The sequence below is a fragment of the Vibrio sp. 1069 genome (genome assembly GCF_033340555.1).
Genome location: NZ_JAWOWP010000598.1, coordinates 1 through 602 on the forward strand (window position 1 = coordinate 1; position 602 = coordinate 602).

Here is a 602-nt window from a genome sequence, read left to right on the forward strand (position 1 = left end):
AGCCTTTACTCGACAGTCTAGAGCGTATTCTCGAAGGTGAGCCTTGCGATATTGCGATTGTTATTGATGACGCTCATTTACTTAGTGAAACGCTCGTTTCGGAGTTATGGACGTTAGTCTTAGAGGCGCATGAAAAGCCGAACTGGACGATCAACGTGTTGCTTTTTACTCAGTCTGGGCGTTTGGAGTCGGTCTTGTCTCGGTTGAGTTATGGGCAAGAACTTAAGCCAGTTGAACTTGATATCGATATGCTATCCGAAGTGGAAGCGCGTCGTTTCTTCGAATCACTAGTGGTTAGGTATGTCGATGACGATGCGGAGAAACGTGTTCGAGATGCATTTAAGAAAGTCGACCCGATTCCGGGTGACATCATGGCATTAGGAGAGATGAAAGTGGAAAAAAGGATCATTATCCGTTCAATTGTCGGATCGCCACTCAACATCGCATTAGTGGTTTTGGTGCTACTGTTGCTGGCCGCTGGTGGTTATTGGTGGATGTTTAATCAGCCAAGCCCAGATGACAAAGCGCAGCAGATCACGGGAAGCATCGAGCAAACTGCCATTCCGACACTCACTGAGCCGACTCTTTCGCCATCAGAATCT

The 602-nt window shown here is 47.3% G+C and carries 1 pseudogene; it reads left to right on the forward strand.

The annotated features are described in order from the left end of the window. A pseudogene (locus R7040_RS27970) lies at positions 1 to 602 on the forward strand (cell division protein DamX); the annotation flags it as partial.